Source organism: Microbacterium sp. NPDC097977 (assembly GCF_040302605.1).
GTDB lineage: Bacteria > Actinomycetota > Actinomycetes > Actinomycetales > Microbacteriaceae > Microbacterium.
On record NZ_JBEOUR010000002.1, the window covers coordinates 78794 to 99294 of the forward strand.

The 20501-nt window shown below is 70.2% G+C and carries 20 protein-coding genes; 4 read left to right on the top strand and 16 right to left on the bottom strand.

The window, feature by feature from the left end; genetic code table 11:
• Positions 1-49 precede the first annotated feature (49 nt).
• The 11 genes from ABTZ43_RS01010 to hemE all read right to left on the bottom strand — a co-directional run bounded on the left by ABTZ43_RS01010 (position 50) and on the right by hemE (position 9616).
• Complete coding sequence (locus ABTZ43_RS01010) at positions 50-1402, bottom strand: glutamate-1-semialdehyde 2,1-aminomutase (RefSeq protein ID WP_350537557.1); 1353 nt, start codon at positions 1400-1402, stop codon at positions 50-52.
• Positions 1403-1591: 189 nt separating this feature from the next.
• A complete protein-coding gene (hemB, locus tag ABTZ43_RS01015) occupies positions 1592-2569 on the bottom strand; it encodes a porphobilinogen synthase (protein ID WP_350537558.1) in 978 nt (325 codons plus the stop codon).
• The gene (locus tag ABTZ43_RS01020) at positions 2566-3357 is read right to left on the bottom strand and encodes a uroporphyrinogen-III synthase (RefSeq protein WP_350537559.1); all 792 of its coding nucleotides are present in this window, start codon (positions 3355-3357) and stop codon (positions 2566-2568) included. The genes hemB and ABTZ43_RS01020 overlap by 4 nt, the downstream gene beginning before the upstream one ends.
• On the bottom strand, positions 3354-4370 hold the full coding sequence (gene hemC / locus ABTZ43_RS01025) for a hydroxymethylbilane synthase (protein WP_350537560.1): 1017 nt from the start codon (positions 4368-4370) through the stop codon (positions 3354-3356). Before hemC ends, ABTZ43_RS01020 begins: the two co-directional genes overlap by 4 nt.
• Before the next feature lie 7 nt (positions 4371-4377).
• Complete coding sequence (gene hemQ, locus ABTZ43_RS01030; RefSeq protein ID WP_045253314.1) at positions 4378-5055, bottom strand: hydrogen peroxide-dependent heme synthase; 678 nt, start codon at positions 5053-5055, stop codon at positions 4378-4380.
• A gap of 94 nt (positions 5056-5149) precedes the next feature.
• Entirely contained in the window at positions 5150-5431 is a 282-nt protein-coding gene (locus ABTZ43_RS01035) for a hypothetical protein (RefSeq protein WP_188042287.1), read from the bottom strand.
• Positions 5418-5825, bottom strand: a complete 408-nt coding sequence (locus tag ABTZ43_RS01040) for a phage holin family protein (RefSeq protein WP_045253313.1) — start codon at positions 5823-5825, stop codon at positions 5418-5420. Before ABTZ43_RS01040 ends, ABTZ43_RS01035 begins: the two co-directional genes overlap by 14 nt.
• Before the next feature lies 1 nt (position 5826).
• Positions 5827-6234 carry a hypothetical protein gene (locus tag ABTZ43_RS01045; RefSeq protein ID WP_056415131.1) on the bottom strand — a complete coding sequence of 136 codons (408 nt, stop codon included), beginning with the start codon at positions 6232-6234 and terminating at the stop codon, positions 5827-5829.
• 206 nt (positions 6235-6440) lie between these two features.
• On the bottom strand, positions 6441-8021 hold the full coding sequence (gene hemG / locus ABTZ43_RS01050) for a protoporphyrinogen oxidase (RefSeq protein WP_350537561.1): 1581 nt from the start codon (positions 8019-8021) through the stop codon (positions 6441-6443).
• 59 nt (positions 8022-8080) lie between these two features.
• Positions 8081-8419 carry a metalloregulator ArsR/SmtB family transcription factor gene (locus ABTZ43_RS01055; protein WP_350537562.1) on the bottom strand — a complete coding sequence of 113 codons (339 nt, stop codon included), beginning with the start codon at positions 8417-8419 and terminating at the stop codon, positions 8081-8083.
• A gap of 174 nt (positions 8420-8593) precedes the next feature.
• Positions 8594-9616, bottom strand: coding sequence for a uroporphyrinogen decarboxylase (gene hemE, locus ABTZ43_RS01060; RefSeq protein ID WP_350537563.1), 1023 nt, complete (start codon positions 9614-9616; stop codon positions 8594-8596).
• A 61-nt stretch (positions 9617-9677) separates the two neighbouring features.
• Between hemE and ABTZ43_RS01065 the strand changes: the two genes are divergently transcribed.
• Together ABTZ43_RS01065 and ABTZ43_RS01070 are read left to right on the top strand one after the other, a co-directional pair.
• The gene (locus ABTZ43_RS01065) at positions 9678-10973 is read left to right on the top strand and encodes a glutamyl-tRNA reductase (protein ID WP_350537564.1); all 1296 of its coding nucleotides are present in this window, start codon (positions 9678-9680) and stop codon (positions 10971-10973) included.
• Positions 10974-11024: 51 nt separating this feature from the next.
• Positions 11025-11594, top strand: coding sequence for an HhH-GPD-type base excision DNA repair protein (locus ABTZ43_RS01070; RefSeq protein WP_350537565.1), 570 nt, complete (start codon positions 11025-11027; stop codon positions 11592-11594).
• 93 nt (positions 11595-11687) lie between these two features.
• On the opposite strand, the gene ABTZ43_RS01075 is transcribed toward ABTZ43_RS01070, so the two are convergent.
• A complete protein-coding gene (locus tag ABTZ43_RS01075) occupies positions 11688-13073 on the bottom strand; it encodes a glycine--tRNA ligase (protein WP_253384605.1) in 1386 nt (461 codons plus the stop codon).
• A gap of 89 nt (positions 13074-13162) precedes the next feature.
• The gene (locus ABTZ43_RS01080) at positions 13163-13852 is read right to left on the bottom strand and encodes a GNAT family N-acetyltransferase (protein ID WP_230109434.1); all 690 of its coding nucleotides are present in this window, start codon (positions 13850-13852) and stop codon (positions 13163-13165) included.
• Positions 13853-13942: 90 nt separating this feature from the next.
• On the opposite strand from ABTZ43_RS01080, the gene ABTZ43_RS01085 reads away from it, so the two are divergent.
• Together ABTZ43_RS01085 and ABTZ43_RS01090 are read left to right on the top strand one after the other, a co-directional pair.
• On the top strand, positions 13943-15406 hold the full coding sequence (locus ABTZ43_RS01085; RefSeq protein WP_350537566.1) for a peptide MFS transporter: 1464 nt from the start codon (positions 13943-13945) through the stop codon (positions 15404-15406).
• An 83-nt stretch (positions 15407-15489) separates the two neighbouring features.
• Entirely contained in the window at positions 15490-16932 is a 1443-nt protein-coding gene (locus ABTZ43_RS01090; protein ID WP_350537567.1) for an MFS transporter, read from the top strand.
• Between the two features lie 33 nt (positions 16933-16965).
• Here ABTZ43_RS01090 and ABTZ43_RS01095 read toward each other — a convergent pair whose 3' ends face one another.
• The 3 genes from ABTZ43_RS01095 to ABTZ43_RS01105 form a co-directional block, all read right to left on the bottom strand.
• Complete coding sequence (locus ABTZ43_RS01095; RefSeq protein ID WP_350537568.1) at positions 16966-17361, bottom strand: hypothetical protein; 396 nt, start codon at positions 17359-17361, stop codon at positions 16966-16968.
• Positions 17362-17426: 65 nt separating this feature from the next.
• On the bottom strand, positions 17427-18350 hold the full coding sequence (locus ABTZ43_RS01100) for a serine hydrolase (protein ID WP_056415099.1): 924 nt from the start codon (positions 18348-18350) through the stop codon (positions 17427-17429).
• A 154-nt stretch (positions 18351-18504) separates the two neighbouring features.
• Entirely contained in the window at positions 18505-20469 is a 1965-nt protein-coding gene (locus tag ABTZ43_RS01105) for a M13 family metallopeptidase (RefSeq protein WP_350537569.1), read from the bottom strand.
• Positions 20470-20501: the final 32 nt, after the last annotated feature.

Sequence of the window (20501 nt, forward strand, 5' to 3'; positions counted from 1 at the left end):
GACGACCCGCGACGGATGCGCGACGGTCAGAGCGAAGACGGCAGCGTGCTCACGCCGTCGCGGCCGGGGCAGTAGCGGCCGGGTCCGTGGCGGCAGCAGCGGCACGAGCCGCGATCGGCAGCGCCGCCTCGATCCTCTGCAGCTCCTCTTCGCCGTGCGCGGCGGTGAGGAACCATGCTTCGAACACGCTCGGCGGCAGGGCGACGCCCTGCTCACGCATCGCGTGGAAGAACGGCGCGTAGCGGAACGACTCCTGCGCCAGTGCGTCGGCGTACGTGCGGGGCGACGACGCGCGGAACGACGCGCTGAACAGGCTGCCGGCGTGAGCGACGGCATGGGTCACGCCGGCATCCGTGAGCGCGGCATCGAGCGCCGCCGAGACCCGGGCGGCCGCGGCATCGACCGTGGCGTAGACCTCCGGCGTCGCGAGCCTCAGCGTGGCGAGACCCGCGGCGACCGAGAGCGGGTTACCCGAGAGCGTGCCCGCCTGGTACACCGGGCCGAGCGGCGCCAGCATGTCCATGACCTCTGCGCGCCCACCGAGAGCAGCGAGAGGCATCCCCCCGCCGACGACCTTGCCGAAGGTGATGATGTCGGGCAGATACTGCTCTCCCGCCTCCGCCTGCAGGCCCCAGAATCCCGCCGGATGCACGCGGAAGCCGGTGAGCACCTCGTCGAGGATCAGCAGCGCGCCGTGCGCGTGGGCGGTGTCGGCCAGCAGCCGGTTGAAGCCGGGCGCGGGCGGCACGACGCCCATGTTGGCCGCAGCCGCCTCGACGATCACCGCGGCGATGCGATCGCCATGCTCGGCGAACACCGCCTCCAGCGCCCCGGGGTCGTTGTAGTCGATCACGAGCGTCTGTGCCGCGATCGGTGCGGGGACACCCGCCGAACCGGGCAGGGCGAGCGTGGCGACACCCGAACCTGCCGCGGCGAGCAGGCCGTCGGAATGTCCGTGATAGTGGCCGGCGAACTTCACCAGCAGGTCGCGTCCCGTCGCACCACGAGCGAGACGGATCGCCGTCATCGTGGCCTCCGTGCCGGTCGACACCAGACGCACGCGCTCGACGGGCCGGGCCTCGCCGACACGCACGCGCTCGGCGATCACGGACGCGAGTTCGACCTCGCCCTCGGTCGGAGCACCGAAGGACAGACCGCGGGTCGCCGCCTCCTGCACCGCGGCGACGACCTCGGGCTGCGCGTGCCCGAGCAATGCAGGACCCCACGACGCGACCAGGTCGACGTAGTCGGTGCCCGCGGCATCGGTGACCGTCGCACCCGACGCCGACGCGAGGAAGCGCGGCGTTCCACCGACCGAACCGTACGCGCGCACCGGCGAGTTCACGCCACCGGGGATCACCGCACGGGCAGCGGAGAACAGGTCGTCATTGCGGTCGGTCACAGCACACTCCTCAGCGATGCGCGGAGGTCTCCCGGCATCTCCTCCAGGCTAGCCCGAAGACCTGGGCAGCGGGCTCAGACCCGAAGACCTGGGCACAGGGCTCAGACCCGAAGACAGGACTCAGGCCCGAAGACCTGGGCTGGGTGAAGTACCCGGGCCGGGTGAAGTACCCGGGCTGGGTGACTCAGGTCAGCCGCGCAGCCAGCGGGCGGCCTCGGTGGCCCAGTAGGTCAGCACGACATCGGCGCCGGCCCGACGGATCGAGAGCAGCGACTCCAGGATCGACGCACGACGGTTGATCCAGCCGTTCGCGGATGCCGCCTCGATCATCGCGTACTCGCCGGACACCTGATACGCCCACACCGGGATGTGGACGGTGTCACGCACCTCGCGCAGCACGTCGAGGAAGGCCATCGCCGGCTTCACCATGACGATGTCCGCACCCTCCTGCTCGTCGACCACGGCTTCCCGCACGCCTTCGCGGCGGTTGCCCGGGTCGAGCTGGTAGGTGCGGCGATCCCCCGTGAGCTGGGAGTCCACGGCCTCGCGGAACGGTCCGTAGAAGGCGCTCGCGTACTTCGCGGCGTACGCGAGCAGCAGGGTGTCGGTGAATCCCTCGGAATCGAGCGCCTCGCGGATGACCGCGACCTGTCCGTCCATCATTCCCGACAGCCCCAGCAGCTGGGATCCGGCGCGCGCCTGGGAGAGCGCCATCGAGGCGTAGCGCTCGAGCGTGGCGTCGTTGTCGACCGAGCCGTCGGCCGCGAGGACACCGCAGTGCCCGTGGTCGGTGAACTCGTCGAGGCAGAGATCGGTCTGCACGACGAGTGCGTCGCCGACCTCGGCGGCCAGCACCTCGGTCGCCACATTCAGAATGCCCTGGGGGTCGTCCGCGCCCGAGCCCCGTGCATCGCGCACCGCCGGGACGCCGAAGAGCATCACGCCGCCGACACCCGCCTCGGCGGCCTCGGTCGCCGCGACCCGCAGGGAGTCGAGCGAGTGCTGCGCCACTCCCGGCATCGATCCGATCGGTGCCGCCGCGGTCAGACCCTCGCGGACGAAGAGCGGCAGCACCAGCTGCCGGGGTTCGAGCGAGGTCTCCCGCACGAGACCGCGTACAGCGGGCGACTGGCGCAACCGGCGCAGCCGGACGTCAGGGAAACTCACGGTGCGAGCTCATCCGCCGCGTGCGGGAGGGTGAAGCTCGACACGGCATCGATCAGCGCATCGACGGTCTGCTTGTCGGCGACGACCGTGATCGGGAGGCCGGCCTTGTCGGCATCCTTCGCCGTGCGCGGTCCGATGGCCGCCAGCAGCGTGTCGTCGGGGATCTCGGGGAACTGCTCGCGCACCTGTGCCGCGACCGATCCGCTCGTGATCAGGATCGCGTTGATGCGGCCGTTCTCGACGTCACGCTTGATGCGATCGGTCACCGGGACGCCGACCGTGCGGTATGCCACGACGCTGTCGACATCGTGGCCCGCCTCCTGCAGCAGCACACTGAGCACGGGTTTCGCGATCTCGCTGCGCAGGGCGAGGATGCGGCGCGGCTGCGTCTCGAGAGCGATCAGCTGCTCCGCCATCCCCTCGGCCGAGTTGTCCTGCTCGGGAACCAGCGCGACCTCGTACCCGACCGCCTGCAGCGCCGCCGCGGTGGTCTCGCCGACAGCGGCGATCCGCGTGCTGCGCGGCACCACCGCCCGGTGCGCGAACATGACGTCGACGGTCGTCGCACTCGTGACGGTCAGCCAGTCGTACGATCCGCCGGCGAGTTGCGCGAGGGCCACGTCCAGCGCCGCCTGGTCGGTCGTCGGCGCGAAGTTGATCAGCGGCGCGACGACGGGCACAGCACCCTGCGCGCGCAGGCTCGCGGCGACGCTGTCGCCCCACGGGCCCCCACGGGGAACGAGGATGCGCCAGCCGTCCAACGGTCGGTCTTGCTTCGTATTGGTCATGATGAAGGATGCTCTCGGGAGACGAGGTCGGCCGCCCCTTGATCGAGCAGCCGATGGGCGACAGACAACCCGATCTCGCGTGCCGCGTGCATCGGGGGTGCACCATCGGCAGCATCCGCTCCGTTGCCGCTGCCGTTCCGACGAATATACTCCCCGTTCAGGGGTTCGGTGACGTCGAGCCCGATCCGACGGCCGCCGTCGGAGGCGTAGACGACCGCCCGCACGCGGATATCCCCTCCCTCGACGACCGCATGAGCGGCCATCGGAGCCTGGCATCCGGCGTCCAGTCCCTCGAGCACGGCGCGCTCCGCGGTCACGGCCACACGGGTGTCGTGATCGTCCAGCTCGGCGAGCGCGGCGAGTAGGTCGGCCGGAGCATCGGTGCGGGTCTCCACCGCGAGCGAGCCCTGCCCGGGCGCGGTCGGCCACTCGGCGAGGCCGAGCTCCTCACGCCGCAGCGGCGAATCGGAGCCCAGACGCGAGAGGCCCGCGGCGGCGAGGATCACGGCCTCGAGCTCCCCCGACGCGACCCGCTGCAGACGCGAGTCGACGTTGCCGCGGATGTCGACCACCTCGGCATGCGGGGCCCGGCGATGCACCTGCGCCATGCGACGCGGCGAACCCGTGCCCACTCGGCTGCCCGCACGCAGCGCATGCAGCGGTGTGCCTTCGCGAGTGATCGCCACGTCGCGGGCGTCCTCGCGACGGGGCGTCGCCGCGATCACGAGACCGTCCGGGATCGCGGTCGGCAGGTCCTTCAGCGAGTGCACGAGGAAGTCGCACTCCCCCGCGAGCAGCGCCTCGCGCAGACGGGTGGCGAAGATGCCCTGTCCACCGATCTCCGACAGCGATGCACGATTGGTGTCGCCCTCGCTGGTGATCGGCACGAGTTCGACCGGATGCCCGGTGATCTTCTCGAGAGCCGCGGCCACGTGGCCGGACTGGGCCTGCGCCAGCGCGCTGCGTCGAGTCCCCAGTCGGATCGGGGCGGTCCTGGTGCGAAGAATGCTCATGGTCGGCTTACTGCAGCACGTCTGCGATCTCGTCGAACCGGAGACGACGTCCCGTGTAGAAGGGGATCTCCTCCTTCACGTACAGACGCGCATCCGTGTACCGCAGGTCCCGCATGAGGTCGACCAGCTCGGTGACCTCGTCGGCCTCGAGCGGAAGGATCCACTCGTAGTCGCCGAGCGCGAAGGCCGCGACCGTGTTCGCGATGACGCCCGTGAACGCGGCACCCTTGCGACCGTGGTCGGCGAGCATCTTGCGACGCTCCTCCTCCGGTGCGAGGTACCACTCGGGCGTGCGCACGAACGGGTACAGGCACAGCCAGTCCTTGGGCTCCACACCGCGGAGGAATCCGGGGACGTGCGCGCGGTTGAACTCCGCGTCACGGTGCACGCCCATCACGTTCCAGACGGGGAGGAGGGTGCGCAGCAGCTCCGTGCGACGCAGGCGACGCAGCGCCTTCTGCAGACCCTCAGCCGTGTCGCCGTGCAGCCAGACCAGCAGGTCCGCGTCGGCCTTCAGGCCGGAGACGTCGTAGAAGCCGCGGACCGTGACGCCGGAATCCTCGACGTACGAGACGATCGTCTCGAGTTCGGTGGAATCGGATTCGGTGACCGGAACATCGGGGTTCCGTCGCCAGACCGCCCAGAGGGTGAAGCCGGACGGGTTCTCTTCGCGTTCATCGGACATGGCTCCAGTCTGCCCCCTTCGTGGAGAGCTCGCGAACGCGAGTCGGATTGCGCTGATGTGCCGTCGGTCGGGCGCCCGGTCAACGGGCGTTCGGTCAGCGGGCGAGTGCCCGAGCGATCGCCCAGACGGCCCCTCCGACGACCACGGCGACACCGACTGCACCGGCGATGGCGGCACCCGGGTTGCGGTCGGCGAGCACCCGCGCCTTGGCGACGGCGCGCTTCGAGGCCTTGTCGATGCGGCGGGGGAAGTTGCCCTTGACCTCGATCGCCGCGAGAGCGGCCTTCAGCTCGGCGCGCGCCGATTCGACGGGGTCGACGATCCCTGCGGGGACCGCGGTCTTCGGCAGCGATCTCGTGATGTCAGAGTTCGTCACGGCCGGCCTCCTTCACGAGTCGGACGTCCTCGCCCACCGCCTGGACGGGGTTCTTCCGGGCGAGCACCTTGCGGAACTTCAGGATGCCGAGCAGCGCGAACAGCAGCACGGCGAGGATCAGGATGCCGAGCACGGCGAGCGCCGACAGCCAGACCGGCCACCACGACGACAACCCGGCGATCGCGAAGACCAAGATCACCGGCACGGCCCAGAACAGGAAGAACAGCGCGACGAGGAACCAGACGGATCCGATGCCTGCATCCTTCGCGACGCGCGAGACCCAGGCCTTGGCCGCGTTGATCTCGGCCTTGACGAGGCTCGTGATGAGCTCCGGGAGGTCGCCGATCAGCGACAGCAGGCTGTCCTCTGCACGATCGCGGTATCCGCGGGGCATGTCAGCTCCCGGACTTCGCGGCGGTGGACCGCGATGAGGCCGGCTTCTTCGCGGCGGGCTTCTTCGCGGTGTCCTTCGCCTCGTCGACGGCGTCTTCGGTCGCATCGACGATGTCGTCCGCAGCCTTCTTGCCCGCGGCGACGGCGGAGTCCAGTCGCTGTCCGGCGGTCTTGTCGTTCCCGCCGACCGACTTCACGACCTTCTGCACGCCGTTCCAGATCGCCCCGGGCACCGCGGCGGCCTTGTCGCCGACGTAGCCCTTGACCTTGTCGACCTGCTCCTGCACCGGGTCGAGGTTCCAGACCTTGAGCCACTGCGTCTTGATCTGCTCGTAGCGCTCGCGGCCCGCGCGCGTTCCGAGGACGTATCCCGCTCCGAGCCCTACGACGAGTCCGATCTTCCCCTTCATGGGGTCTCCTCACGTTGTTCCGGTAGAACGCCCTGGGGCGAACTGACGGCCCGGTGCCGCCTGGCAGGAGTCCAGCGTAGCCCCGTATGCCGAATTCGGCATCTACCGGGGCAGAGGGTTGACAGCGGGCCGACTTTCCGCTTCATCCTGCGGGTCACCCGTGCTCCCGCATCCGCGGCTCGTCGGCCCCGCCCAGCGAGTCGCCGTCAGTCCCAGAGCAGCGATCGGCGCAGCCGATCCGCTTCCTCCTGCGCATCGGGGATGACCTGCGCGAGACCGGTCCCGGCGAGCCACGCCCCCACCGCCGCGATGCCGGGCACCGCCTGGATCGCGCGGCGTGCGGCCTCGCGTCGGGCGCCGGAGCCGATGATCGACGCGGGTTGGGACTGCACGTAGCGCGCTCGGTGCGCGTCGACGAGATCGCTCTCCGCCAGCGGAACCCCGAGCAGGGCCGACGCCTCACGCAGAGCGACTCGGGCGGCGGCGGCGTCATCGAGCCCGGCCGTCGCAGCAGGCTCGCCCTGCGCGCCGAAGGAGACGCGCACCAGGTGGCGGTCGCCGGCGGCCTCGCGCACCCAGTCCCACTTCGCGCTCGAATGGGTGAGCGCCTTGGCGGTGTGGCTCCCCGGGACGGTCAGCACACCGGTACCGCGCGGAGCGCCCGAGAGCGCCCGGGCGGCGAGCAGCAGCGTCACGATCTCGATCTCCGGGGCATCCGCCGCCGTCGTCAGGGAGAGCTCCGGTGCGGCCTCCTCGAGAAGACGTCGCGCGGCGTGCTCCGACGTGGCCAGCACGACCCCGTCGGCCGCGAGGTCGAGCTGCTCCGTCGCCTCCTCGGCGAGTCCCGCCGTGGCGTCGGCATCCGTGGCGTCGGAATCCTTCAGGCCGACATCCGCGGCGTCGGCGCGCACGACCCAGCCGTCCCCCGACGACGCGATCCGCGTCACTCGGGCCCCGGTGCGCACGACGCCGCCGAGCTTCTCGATGTCGGCGACGAGCGCCTCGACGAGCACCGTCATCCCGCCCTCGAGCCCTTCCACCGCGGCACCGGGCGCCTGGGCCGGGACCTGCGCCTGGGCGGCGCGCGCGGCCCCCTGCTCGCGGAGCGCCTGGACGGCTCCCGACAGCGAGCCGACGCTCGTGAGCGCCGCGTTGAGTCCGGGGGCGGCGATGTCGGCGTCGACGTCGTCGGGTGACGCGGAGTAGACGCCGGTCGTGACGGGGGCGACGAGGCGATCGCGCACCTTCGCCCCCATGCGCGACGAGACGAGTCTGCCGAGGCTCTGGTTGTGACCGATCGTCAGAGGGGGGCGGATCCGGTCGAGGTACGCCCGCCACGCTCCCGACCATCCGATGACGCGGCGGACGTCTTCCTGGAACGGGTTGCCGGGGATGCCGAGGATCCCGCCGACCGGAAGCGGAGCGGCGCCGACTCCGGGGATGCCGGCCAGCCAGGCTCCTCCTGCCGCCGGGGCGACGATGCGATCGGAGAGGTCGAGTTCGGCGAGCAGCGCGCGGACCCGCCCGCCCCTCGTCGCGTAACTCTCGGCGCCGGCATCGACCACGACCCCGTCGAGCTCCGCGCGCCGGATCGCACCGCCGACGGCATCCGCGGCCTCCAGCAGCGTCACGTGCATGCCGACCTTGACGCATTCGCGTGCCGCGATCAGTCCGCCGACGCCCCCGCCGACCACGACGATGTGCCGCGTTGCGGCACGGGCGGCCAGGTCGACGGGCTCGGGGCGGGACGACTCACTGTTCGCGGGCTTCGCGGGCTTCGAGGTCATGGATCAATCCTTTCATCCACGTCGCGGCGTCGATCCGGTCTCGGGCCGGAAGAACCGGATCACGCCTCGGCGGGGGTGTGCGCGCTGCTCCCGGTGCCGCGCTTGCGCACCTCGCGGAGCACGATCTGCTCCGGGCACACCGCCGAGAGGAAGTCTCCGACGGACAGCGCCAGGCGCTCCCCCACGAGCGAGTACAGGATGCGGTTCGCGTCGCGCCGCTCGGTGACGAGCCCCGCCTGGCGCAGCACACCCAGGTGACGCGAGATGGTGGGGCCGCTCGACGAGAACCGCGAGGCGATCTCGCCCGCCGCCAGCTCGCCCTCCTTCAGATTCTGCAGGATCTGCCGTCGCGTCGGGTGGGCCAACGCCGAGAAGATGTCCGACGCGTCATCTGCCATGTTCGCAATCTAGCACTCAGGCTATATTGCGAGGGCCGCGGGGCCGGCAAGAGCGTTGGTCGGGGCGCCCGGGACCAGGATCCGATCAGAGCGTCCGGGCCGGGTCAGATCAGATCGAGTGGACGAGCTCGACGATGCGCGTCAGCTGGTCGGGGCGTCCGGGACCGGGTCCGATCAGATCGAATGGACGAGCTCGACGATGCGCGTCAGCTGGTCGGGGTCGGTCTCGGGCGGCACGCCGTGTCCGAGGTTCACGATGTGACCGCGCGCCGCGCGCCCACGCTCGACCACATCGCGCACGTGCGCCTCCAGCACCGGCCAGGGCGCCGCGAGCAGCGCGGGGTCGATGTTGCCCTGCACCGTGACGTCGGGTCCGAGGATCCCCGCCGCCTCGTCGAGAGGAAGCCGCCAGTCGACCCCCACCACGTCAGCGATGCCGCCGAGGCGCATGTCCTGCAGGAACGGCCCCGTGCCCACGCCGAAGTGGATGCTCGGCACGCCGATGGCGTCGAGCGCCACGCGCGAGTGGGGAGCGACGAACCTCCGGTAGTCGGAGGTGCTCAGCGACCCCGCCCACGAATCGAACAGCTGGACGACGGAGGCTCCGGCGTCGCGCTGGACCTCGAGGAAGCGACGCGAGACCAGGGCGAGCCAGCCGGCGAGCCGGTTCCAGGAGTCCGGGTCGGCGTGCATCATCGCCCTCGCGCGCAGGTGCTCCTTCGACGGGCCGCCTTCGACGAGATAGGCGGCGAGCGTGAACGGCGCGCCCGCGAAGCCGATGAGCGGGGTGTCGCCGAGCTCGGCGGTGACGATGCCGACGGCCTCGGCGATGGCCGTGCCATCGAGGGAGAGCGGATCGATCGCGGTGAGACGATCGACATCCGCGGCCGAGCGCACGGGGTTCGCGAACACCGGTCCGCGGCCGGGCTCGATCTCGACATCGACCCCGGCGAGACGCAGCGGGATCACGATGTCGCTGAAGAACACCGCGGCGTCCACGCCGTGGCGGCGCACCGGCTGCAGCGTGATCTCCGCCGCGAGATCGGGGGTGAGGCAGGCGTCCAGCATCCGCGTGCCGACGCGCAGTTCGCGGTACTCGGGCAGCGATCGTCCGGCCTGTCGCATGAACCAGACGGGGGCGTGCTCGGGGCGGGGGCCGGTGAGGGCGCGCAGCAGCGGAGCGTCGGAGAGAGCCATGCCTCCATCCTCCCATCCACGTCCGGGCCGACGTGCCCTGCGGCTCAGGTAGAATCGATCTGTGCTGCTGGTTGTCACGGCGAGTCACAAGACCGCCTCCTTCGAATTGCTCGAACGACTGAGCCGCACCCCCGAAGACGTCGCCTCCACCGTGGTGGACATGGCGTCCTGCGTGCAGGGTGCGGTCGTTCTGGCTACCTGCAACCGCTTCGAGGCCTACGTCGAGATGGACGAACCGGTCACCGCAGCGGGTGCGATCGGTGTCGAAGCCGTGCTGGAGGCCGTCGAATCGTCGACCGGCATCCGCGCCGAGGAACTCGAAGGCGCCTACGAGGTGCACGCCGGTCGCCGCGTGGCCGAGCACCTCTTCTCGGTCGCCTCCGGCCTCGAATCCGTCGTCTCCGGCGAGGGCGAGATCGCCGGCCAGGTGCGCCGTGCGCTCAAGTCCGCTCGCAAGGAGGGCACCACCTCCCCCGAACTGGAGCGCCTGTTCCAGCGGGCGAGCCAGGCCCAGCGCAAGGTCAAGAACGTCACGGCGCTCGGCCGCGCCGGCCGTTCGCTCGTGCGCCTCGCACTCGAGCTCGCCGACAGCCGCGTCGTCGACTGGTCGACCGAGCGAGTGCTGCTGGTGGGCACCGGCGCCTACGCCGCGGTCACGCTTGCGACGCTGCGCGAGCGGGGTGCCGTCAACATCTCGGTGTACTCGCCGTCGGGGCGAGCCGAGAAGTTCGCGGCGAAGCACGGCATCCGCCCCGTCGCCGAGGCCGACTACGCGCGGGTCGCATCGCGCTCGAGCCTGCTGATCACCTGCACCACCGCGACCGCACCCGTGCTGACACCCGAGCACCTGCATGCCCCCGCCGGCATCGCGGTCGAGGGATGCCCCGTGGCGTCGCACAGCCAGCTCGTCGTCGACCTCGGGATGCCCCGCAACGTCGACCCCGCCGTCGCCGCCCTCGAAGGGGTCGCCCTCCTCGACCTCGAGACGATCAGCCTGCACGCACCGCTCGAAGAGCTGCAGGCGACGGATGCGGCCCGCTCGGTCGTGCGCGAGGCCGCCGAGACCTTCCATGTCGTCGGCAGCCGACAGAGCGTCACCCCCTCGGTGGTGGCACTGCGGTCGCACATGTTCGGTCTTCTCGAGGCCGAGATCTCCCGGGCCCGCGCCCGGGGTGACGAGGACGGACGTGTCGAGCAGGCGCTCCGACACCTGACCGGCGTCCTGCTGCACACCCCCACGACGCGGGCGCACGAGCTGGCCGCCACCGGCCGCGCGGATGAGTTCGCTGCGGCACTGTCGACCCTGTACGGGATCGACCAGGTCGCCCCGGCGGCGGACGACGCCGCCACCGCCTGATCACAGCGGCGCCTGATCGCGGCGGCGAGCAGCCGGTGCCACACTGGATTCATGGCCCTGCACATCACCGGCGATTCCGACGCCGACGCTCTGCTGTCCGACAACCCGCTCGCGCTGCTCGTCGGGATGCTGCTCGATCAGCAGGTGCCGATGGAGACGGCGTTCGCCGGTCCGCTCAAGATCGAACAGCGCACCGGGGCCGCAGATGCCGCCACGATCGCCCGGATGGACCCGGACGAGTTCCTCGACGCCTTCAAGACCACGCCCGCCGTGCACCGGTTCCCCGGCTCGATGGCCGCCCGCGTGCAGTCGCTCTGCCAGGAGCTCGTCGACCGGTGGGGCGGAGACGCGTCCGCGATCTGGACGGACGGCGATCCCTCGGGGGCCGAGGTGCTCGGACGTCTCGAGGCCCTGCCGGGCTTCGGGGAGCAGAAGGCCAAGATCTTCCTCGCGCTGCTGGGCAAGCAGTACGGCTTCACCGGCGACGGATGGCGGGAGGCGGCGGGCGACTACGGCGTCGAGGGATCGTTCCGCAGTGTCGCCGACATCGTCTCGCCCGAGTCGCTCACGAAGGTCCGCGAGCACAAGAAGGCCATGAAGGCGGCGGCGAAGGTGAAGTAGCGAGCCGGCGCGGGGCAGCCGGGCGCGCTGCAGTCAGGCGCACTGCAGTCAGGCGCACTGCTGTCAGGCGCACTGCTGTCAGGCGCACTGCTGTCAGGCGCCGCGCAGGAGCCCGGCGAGGTGGTCGTGCAGGCGGTCGATGGGGATGCGTTCCTGCGCCATGCTGTCGCGATCGCGCACGGTGACCTCGTGGTCGTCGAGCGAGTCGAAGTCGACGGTCACGCACAGCGGAGTCCCGATTTCGTCCTGGCGTCGATAGCGTCGGCCGATCGCCCCCGCATCGTCGAAGTCCACGGCCCAGGAGCCCCGCAGCGCATCCGCCACCTCGCGCGCCAGCGGCGACAGCCGCTCGTTCCGGCTCAGCGGCAGCACCGCGACCTTGACGGGAGCGAGGCGCGGGTCGAGCCGCAGCACCGTGCGCACATCCGTGCCGCCCTTGGCGTTGGGCGCCTCCTCCTCGCGGTAGGCGTCGACGAGAAAGGCCAGCATCGAGCGCGTCAGCCCGAACGACGGCTCGATCACGTGCGGGGTGTACCGGTCGCCCGTCGCCTGGTCGAAGTACGTCAGGCTCTGCCCCGACGCCTCGCTGTGACGGGCGAGGTCGTAGTCGCCGCGGTTCGCCACCCCCATGAGCTCGCCCCACTCCCTGCCCGCGAATCCGAAGCGGTACTCGACGTCGACCGTGGCGGTCGAGTAGTGCGCGCGGTCGCCGTCGGGCACGTCGACCCGGCGGAGGTTGGCAGGGTCGAGGCCGAGATCGAGATACCAGTCCCAGCTGGCCTCGACCCAGTGCGCGAACCACGTCTGCGCGTCGGTCGGCGCCGTGAAGAACTCGACCTCCATCTGCTCGAACTCTCGGGTGCGGAAGATGAAGTTGCCGGGGGTGATCTCATTGCGGAACGCCTTGCCGACCTGCCCGATCCCGAACGGCGGCTTCTTGCGGCTGGTGGTGAGCACGTTCGAGAAGTTGACGAAGATGCCCTGCGCGGTCTCCGGACGCAGGTAGTGCAGGCCGGACTCGTCGTCCACGACGCCGAGATGGGTCTTCACGAGCCCCGAGAACGATGCGGGTTCGGTGAACCGCCCTCGGGTTCCGCAGTTCGGGCACGGGGCGACCGCGAGAGCGCCGTCGACGGTGCGGGCCGCGCGCCTCTCGGCCTCCTCCACGACAGCATCGGCACGGAAGCGCCGATGGCAGTTCAGGCACTCCACGAGCTGGTCGCTGAAGGTCGCGACGTGGCCCGAGGCCTCCCACACCCGCCGAGGGAGGATGACGCTCGAGTCGAGTCCCACCATGTCGCCGCGGCCACGGACGAACGTCTGCCACCACTGGCGGCGGATGTTCTCCTTGAGCTCGGTGCCGAGGTGCCCGTAATCCCACGCCGACCGGGAGCCGCCGTAGATCTCACCGGTCTGGAAGACGAACCCGCGGTGGCGAGCAAGGGCGATGACCTTGTCGAGGCGGGACTGTTCGGCCACGGTGGCTCCAGAGGTCGCAGGGGCGAGCCCGTGACGACGGGCACTTCGATCCTATCCGCGCGACACGAGCCGTCACGGGGCCACGACCCTCAGGCCGTGAAGAGGTAGCCCTTCGCGACGTCGAATCCGGCGAGGGTGAGGCCGCTGCCGAGGAGCCCCTCCATCTGCGCGCGCAGGCGGGTGCGCCACTCGTGCGCGGCCTGCGGATCCTCGACGCGGATCGTCTCGATGTCGGACGGGATCTCCAGCGTCTCCACGACGGATTCGGATGCCGGGGGCTTGGCGATGTCGGCGAGGGCCCATTCGACATCGAGTCGGTCGCTCTCGTCGCCGGCGTCGCCACCGCCGAAGATGCCGTAGCGGTTGACCGAGTATCCGGTCGCGCGGGCGCCGAGCACCGTGAGGAAGAAGTGCGCGTTGCGGGCGACGAGCGGATCGAACGTCCAGGTGATGCGGCCGACGTCGCGGGAGAAGGCCCACTGACGCTGGTGCTCCTTGAGCTCCCGGCCCCAGCCGCGTCCGCGGTACTCGGGTCGCAGCGCGGTGATGTGGGAGTGCATCGCCCGTCGCGCCGGAGCACCGAAGAAGGCGATCGACGCACCGACCATCCGCTCCTCCCCGCCCTCGGCGTCGAACAGGCCGACGACGTAGTTGCCGGACTGCTGCAGCGCGCGCAGCGTCCCCGCGTCGATGACTCGCTCGGGTCCACGGATGGAGTCGAGCAGCCCCTGCGCGTCGATGATGAGTTCAACGGTGTCGAGATCACGGATGGTTCGCACGCCCCCAGTCTGCCCTCCCCACCGCCGATTTCGGAATCGCCCGCCCCGGAACGGGCGAAACGGCGGGCGCGCCGGGCGTACCGTGGAGGGATGTCAACCAGCGACACCACCGCCGAGAAGTCCGACACCCGGTTCTTCGGGCAGCCCTGGGCTCTCGTCCACATCTTCGGCGTCGAGATGTGGGAGCGCTTCAGCTTCTACGGCATGCAGGGGATCCTGCTGATCTACCTGTACTTCTCGGTCAGCGAGGGCGGGCTCGGGCTCTCCCAGGCCGTCGCCGGCGGCATCGTCGGTGCGTACGGCGGATCCGTCTATCTCTCCACCATCCTCGGGGCGTGGATCGCCGATCGGATGCTGGGATCGGAGCGGGTGCTGTTCCTCAGCGCGATCGTCATCGTGGCCGGGCACGTGGCCCTCGCCCTGCTCCCCGGGTTCCTCGGGGTGGGCGTCGGTCTCGTCCTGGTCGCCCTCGGCTCGGGCGGCCTCAAGGCGAACGCGACCTCGGTCGTCGGAACCCTGTACAGCGCCGACGACACGCGCCGCGACGCCGGTTTCTCGCTGTTCTACCTCGGCATCAACCTGGGCGCGTTCATGGGGCCGATCCTGACCGGCATCCTGCAGTCCTCGCTCGGATTCCACTACGGCTTCGGCCTCGCCGCGATCGGCATGACCCTCGGTCTCGTGCAGTACTCGTTCGGGCGCCGCGCTCTGCCAGACGAGGCCCGGCGCGTGCCGAATCCGCTGCCCTCCGCGCGGTACCCGCTCGTCGCGATCATCGCGCTGGCCGCGATCGCCGCGATCGCCGTGCTGGTGCTGGTCGGGGTGATCAGGGCCGACAACCTGTCGACCATCGTCATCATCGGCACGGTCGTCGCGGCCGTCGCCTATTTCGCGGTGATCCTCAGCAGCCGCCGCATCGACGGCACCGAGCGCTCGCGAGTGTGGGGCTTCCTGCCGCTGTTCGTCACCAGCGTCGCGTTCTGGTCGCTGTACCAGCAGCAGTTCACCGTGCTCACGGTCTATTCGGACGAGCGACTCGATCGCAACATCCTCGGGTTCGTGATGCCGGTCTCATGGGTCCAGTCGATCAATCCGGTGTTCATCATCATCCTCTCCGGGGTGTTCGCCGCGATCTGGACGCGTCTCGGCACCCGCCAGCCGTCGACGCCGGTGAAGTTCGCCCTGGGGGCGATGATCATGGGCGCCGCCTTCCTGCTGTTCCTCCCCTTCGCGGGTGGCGGGCCGAACTCGACACCGCTGCTCGCGATCGTCGGGATCCTGCTCGTCTTCACGATCGCCGAGCTGCTGATCTCGCCGGTGGGTCTCTCTGTGACCACCAAGCTCGCGCCGAAGGCGTTCCACACGCAGATGGTCGCGCTGTTCTTCCTCTCGATCGCGCTCGGCACGGCGATCTCCGGCTGGCTCGTGCAGTTCTACGACCCGAAGAACGAGGTGCCGTACTTCTCGATCCTCGGCGGCATCGCGATCGTCGTCGGCCTCGGTCTGCTGCTCTCGGTCAAGCCCGTGCTGCGCCTGATGAAGGGTGTGAGCTGAGCACGATCCGCTGAGCGCGATCCGCTGAGCACGATCCGCCCTCCCCGCGCCTCGGGTGTCTCGGACGCCGATAGCCTGAAGGGATGGGAGAGAACGAAGATCGCGCGCGCAGACGACTCTCCCGAAAGGCTCCGAGATGGGCCGTCATCGCCGTGCTGGCGTTCGCAGGGCTCTGTGCGTCGTTCATGTTCACGCTCGTCGTGCCACTGCAGGCCGAGCTGCCGAGGCTGCTGAACGCCTCCCGCGAGGACACCACCTGGGTCGTCACGATCACCCTGCTGGTCGCCGCGGTCGCCACACCCATCTCGGGTCGCCTCGGCGACATGTACGGCAAGCGCCGCGTGGTGATCGTGCTGCTCGCTCTGCTGATCGTCGGCTCGCTGGTAGCCGCGCTCTCGGGGTCGATCGTCGGCGTCATCATCGGCCGGGCGCTGCAGGGCGCCGTCACCGGAGTGGTGCCGCTCGGCATCGCGATCATGCGCGACATCCTCCCCCCTGAGCGCCTCGGCTCGGCGGTCGCGCTCATGAGCGCGACCATGGGCGTGGGCGGTGCGATCGGGTTGCCGGTGGCCGCCCTGCTCGCCGAGAACGCCGACTGGCACTGGCTGTTCTGGCTGGCCGCCGCTCTCGGGGTCGTCGGGCTCACCCTCGTGCTCCTCGTCGTGCCGGAAGACGTGCTGCGCTTCCCCGGCCGCCTCGATGTGCTCGGCGCGATCGGTCTCGCGATCGGCCTCACCGGCATCCTGCTGTTCGTCTCGCGAGGCGCCGAGTGGGGCTGGACCGCACCCCTGACCCTCGCCTGCATCATCGGCGGGGTCGGCGTGCTGCTGGTCTGGGGCTGGTACCAGCTGCGCACGACCGACCCGCTGCTCGACCTGCGCGTCGCCGCCCGGCCGGCCGTGCTGTTCACCAACATCGCCGCGATCGGCATGGGATTCGCCCTGTTCGCCTCGAACGTGACGTTCCCGCAGCTGCTCGAGGGACCCGTCGCCTCGGGCTCGGGCTTCGGGCTCGACATGGTCTCGGCCGCGCTCATCGTCATGCCCGCCGGTCTGGTGATGATGGTGATCTCTCCGCTGTCGGGCTGGCTCGAACGGGCCGTCGGCCCGCGCCCCCTCTTCACGGTCGGCGCCGGTGCCATCGTGCTCGCCTACCTGTTCGTGCTGCTGTGGTCGAGCGAGGTCTGGCACATCCTGGTCGGCAACGTGCTGATCGGCGTCGGGATCGGCTTCACGTTCGCCGCCATGCCGATGATCATCATGCGTTCCGTCCCCGCGAGGGAGACGGGCGCATCGAACGGCCTGAACGCGCTCTTCCGCTCCGTGGGCACCTCCAGCGCGTCGGCGGTCATGGGCGGAGTTCTCGCCGCCATGAGCACCGACATCGGCGGGGTGTCGGTTCCGACGCGAGCGGCCTTCGACCTGTGCTTCTGGCTGGCCATCGCGGCGGGAATCCTCGCGCTCGTGCTGTCGCTCTTCATCCCCCGCCAGCGCGCTGTCGAACAGCATCCGTCGCTGCCGGGCTGACCGGGGCTCGGGCTGACCGCAGGTCAGTCGCTGTCAGATCACTCGCGGATCGGGATCTGTGTCCGTCGGCGGTCGCAACCGTGCAGGGATCGGCCACTCGAGCACGTACTGCTGCACAGGCGGACGAGTGACGTCGCCGAAGTCATCGATCTTCACCACGATGCGCCCGGGAACGTCGTCGTCATCGGGAGTGACCTCGAAGATGCGCACGCGAAGCGGCCGATCAGCTTCGCCCTCGAGCATCCACGGATCCGCGAGCCAGGCGAGACCCCTCGCCTCGAGAGCGGCCTCGGCATCGAGCCACTCCGTGGGAGCGGATGCCGGACGCCCGAGCACGTCGACGGCCACCCAGTCGTCGCCGTCAGGGTGGATCCACCCGAGCAGCTCTCGGTCATCACGGCGGTGCGGAGTCCAGTCGGGGCGGGGCATGCCTCCAGGCTAGCGACCCCGGCGCGGGCTGTCCGGGGGCCGGGAGCCTGCCACCGCGCGGGCTGTCAGTGCGTGTACTCCATGAGCTCGACGCCGAGAACCCTGAAGGCGTCGTGGGCGCGCAGTCGATGGGCGATGGACAGGTCGTCGAAGCAGACGATGAGCGAATAGGCGACGCCGGCACGCGGGCCGGCGAGGACTCCGGCCTCCGCCCGCACTCCGCGGTCACGGCCGGTCTTGTTGATGAAGAGCAGTCCGTGCGCGTCGTGCTCGTGCGAGAAGGGGTCGAGGCCCGTCGAGGCGGCGACGAGGCTGAGGTCCTGATTCAGACTGAGCCACTCCGACACCTGGGCGCTGACGGGGGCGTCCACCACCTGGGAGTTCACCAGGGCCGAGAAGAGACCGGCGAGTTCGCGTGCAGAGCCGACCGCGACCTGCGGGGCGTCATCGGGTCCGCGCTCGTCGCGGAAGCGGTCGAGCAGGGCGGTACGACGCAGGCCGAGCGCCTCGATGCGATCGCGCACCCGCTCGTGGCCGACGCGCTGCAGCAACGCGTTCACGGCGATCGGATCTCCGGCGGTGGCCGCGAGCACCGCGAGATCCTCGAGCGGCAGGGCGGGCGCGTGCAGATGCCGCCACACACCCGACGTCGACACCGCGTCGATGGTGCTCCGTTCGACGATCTCGAGCGGGTCGAGAGAGCCGTCCTCGAAAGCGGCCGCGACCTCGATCAGAAGAGGGACGACACCCAGACCCGCGACGGGCATGGTGACGTGATCGTCGCCGGCGAGCACGTGCACGTGGGTGTCGAGATCGACGACGTGCACCGAGACCTGGGCACCCGCATCCGCGAGCTGTTCGAGCGCCCGCAGCGTCGAGGTGAACGACCTCCGCCCGGAGGCGGCACGGCGCGGCAGGCGACGGCTGGTCCGCTGAGAGCGGCGCAGCGAGGCCAGAGGCGGCCCTTCGACAGGCTCGTGAGCACCCACGCGTGATCCTTCTAGGGGGGTTGGACAGGCGGGATGCTGCGGGGTCCGTCCCCCACAGCACGGATATCGTAACCCCGGTCGGTGAGGATGCCCTACAGACTGCGACGTTCGGTCATCAGATCGTCACATGGGAGTCTGCAGGGCATCCCGCGTCTCACCAGATCGTGACCCTGGAGTCCTGCGGCAGCCAGAGCGCGTCGTTCTGGGAGACGTCGAACGCCTCGTAGAAGGCGTCGATGTTGCGGACGATCTGGTTGCAGCGGAACTCGTTCGGCGAGTGCGGGTCGATGGTGAGCAGTCGCAGCGTCTCGGCGTCGCGGCTCTTCTGCTGCCAGACCTGCGCCCACGACAGGAGCAGGCGCTGCACGCCCGTGTACCCGTCGACGACCGGCGCCTCGGCACCGTCGAGCGAGATCTCGTACGCCTTGAGCGCGATGCCGAGACCACCGAGATCGCCGATGTTCTCGCCGATCGTCAGGGCGCCGTTCACATGGTGCTCGGCGTCGAGACCTTCGGGGACCAGCTCGTCGTACTGCGCGATGAGGGCCTTGGTGCGCTCCTCGAACGCCGACCGGTCGGCATCCGTCCACCAGTCCTCGAGCTTGCCCGCGCCGTCGTACCGGCTGCCCTGGTCGTCGAATCCGTGTCCGATCTCGTGGCCGATCACGGCGCCGATCCCGCCGTAGTTCGCCGCCGCGTCGCGGGAGGCGTCGAAGAACGGGTACTGCAGGATGGCCGCGGGGAAGACGATCTCGTTCATCGACGGGTTGTAGTACGCGTTGACCATCTGCGGCGGCATGTGCCACTCCTCGCGGTCGATCGGCTGCCCGACCTTCGCGACGTTGCGGTCGTGCTCGAAGATCGCCGCGCGCCGCACGTTGCCGAACAGGTCGTCGCGGTCGACCTCGAGGGTGGAGTAGTCCCGCCACACGGTGGGGTGACCGATCTTCGGGGTGAACGAATCCAGCTTCGCCAGCGCGCGCTCGCGGGTCTCCGCCGTCATCCACTCGAGGTCGGTGATGCTCTGGCGATAGGCCTCGATGAGGTTCGCGACGAGCTCGTCCATCTCAGCCTTGGCCGTCGGCGGGTAGTGCCGCTCGACGTACACCTTTCCGATGGCCTCGCTCAGCGCGCTCTCGGTGACCGAGACACCGCGCTTCCAGCGCTCGCGGATCGTCGGCACTCCGGTGAGCTCGGTGCCGTAGAACGAGAAGTTCTCCTGCACCATGTCGTCGGTCAGGTAGGGAGCCGCGGCGTGCACGACCTGGGCGCGCAGCCATGCCTTCCAGTCGTCGAGCCGCTCGGCGACCAGGAGCGATCCCAGTCCCTCGAAGAAGCTCGGCTGCGAGACGACGACCTCGGCGAACGCGTCGGGGCGCCCGGGGGCCACCGCGTCGCGCCACGGCTCGAGGTCGACGCCCGCGAGCTCCTGGATCTGCGCCCAGGACAGGAGGTTGTAGGTGGCGACCGCGTCGCGGCTGCGCACGTTGTCCCAGTGGTGCCCCGCGAGCTCGGTCTCGAGCGCGATCGCACGATCGGCGGACCCGGTCGGCTCGGCGATCCCGGCGAGACCGAGCAGTCGCTCGAGGTGCGCGCGGTAGGCCGCACGCGTCTCGGCGAAGGTGTCGAGCCGGAAGTAGCTCTCGTCGGGCAGCGAGAGACCCGACTGCACGGCCACCGGCAGATAGCGCTCCGGGTTGCCGGGGTCGCCGTCGACGTAGAAGCCGATCAGGTGGGCACGGCCATCGCGGTCGTACGCGCCCACGGTGCGCAGGAACGCGGGGATGCCGTCGATGGCGTCGATCTCGGCGAGGGTCTCCGCCAGGGGCGACACCCCCGCCGCCGCGATGCGCTCGGTGTCCATGAAGCTCGCGAACAGATCGCCGATCTTGCGCGCGAGGGTGCCGACCTCGGCATCCTGCGACTCCTCGATGATCGCGCGGACGTCTTTCTCCGCCTGCTCGGCGAGGAGGTGGAAGGACCCCCATCGCGCCTTGTCGCCGGGGATCTCGGTGCGCGCGAGCCACGCGCCGTTGACGTGGCGGTACAGGTCGTCCTGCGGGCGGATGTCGGAGCTGAACTCGGCGATCTCGAGGCCGGAAGGGAGCACATCTGTCATGCGACCCAGCCTATGCGCCGGTCCGACATCCG